Raw genomic sequence first — 1,129 nt, forward strand, 5'->3', positions numbered from 1 at the left:
CTGTGCCGCGCAATGGTCGTGTGATTTATCCTCAAGGCAGTAAGGCTATTGACGAGACGCTTGAAAAGGGCATTTGGGCTGAGAAACAAAGTTTTGGTGGAGAGGGCTCTAGTGCAGAAGCTCGTTATCACCTAGTTGAATCTGATGGTTCAGTCTTTGATGTGCGCTTAGCGGACCAGACGCATCGAGTTACATGGTCTATGACTGGTGAGCACAACGTGTCGAATGCTTTGGCAGCGATGCTTGCTGCGCGTCATGTTGGTGTTGAGCTCGAGCATTCTGCGCAAGCTTTGAGTCAATTTGGCGGCATTAAACGTCGCATGGAAGTATTGGCCGATCGAGAGCAAATTGCTTTATACGATGATTTTGCACATCACCCTAGTGCTATTAAAACGACGCTCTCAGGGCTTCGCGCTAAGGTTGGGTCTGAAAAGATTCTAGCCCTCATCGAACCGCGTTCAAACACCATGCGTATGGGTATTCATGCAAACAAATTAGCACCGAGTGCTCAAGATGCAGATCAGATCATATGGGCTGATCTGTCGGGTAATAACGAGTTAGGGTGGTTGACGCCTGAACTATCCGAATACGCTAATCAACATATCGAAATCTCAGTTGATGCTATACAAGGTGTGGTAGATCGGTTCATTGAGATGCATGGCGGCACGAAAGTTCATGTGTTGATGATGAGTAATGGTGGCTTTGGCGGAGTACGCGAAGCTTTGCTAAAAAAATTAGGTTCAGAGTAAAAGTACTCTGAACCTGTTATTTGATCCCTGTTGTTGAGGATTGTATGAGCGAGTTTAAAGAAACAATTACTTTGGCGGTGACCGGGGCTTCAGGTGTTCAGTATGCGACGCGCTTGTTAGATGTTCTGGTTAAAGAAGGGCATCAGATTTTTGTAATGGTTTCTAAAGCTGCGCATATGGTCATTGCGACAGAAACTGAGCATAAATGGCCTGCCCAAGCTGCGCAATTAGAGCAGGTTTTGACGCAACAGTTCTCTGCAAAGCAAGGGCAGGTGAAAGTATTCGGTAAAGAGGACTGGATGGCTCCGGTTGCTTCTGGATCGGGAGCTCCAACCAAAATGGTTGTTTGCCCATGCAGCACTGGATCGTTGTCTGCAATT

2 protein-coding genes are annotated in these 1,129 nt (G+C 46.9%); both read left to right on the forward strand.

Annotation, left to right across the window (positions count from 1 at the left end; translation table 11 throughout):
- Positions 1–749: glutamate ligase domain-containing protein (locus tag A3739_RS05670; protein ID WP_255376767.1), on the forward strand; the 749-nt coding region annotated here is incomplete at its 5' end.
- A gap of 44 nt (positions 750–793) precedes the next feature.
- Positions 794–1,129, forward strand: a 336-nt coding sequence (locus tag A3739_RS05675; protein ID WP_304440259.1) for a flavoprotein, incomplete at its 3' end; no start/stop codon positions are given.

The organism is Oleiphilus sp. HI0067, from assembly GCF_001635735.1.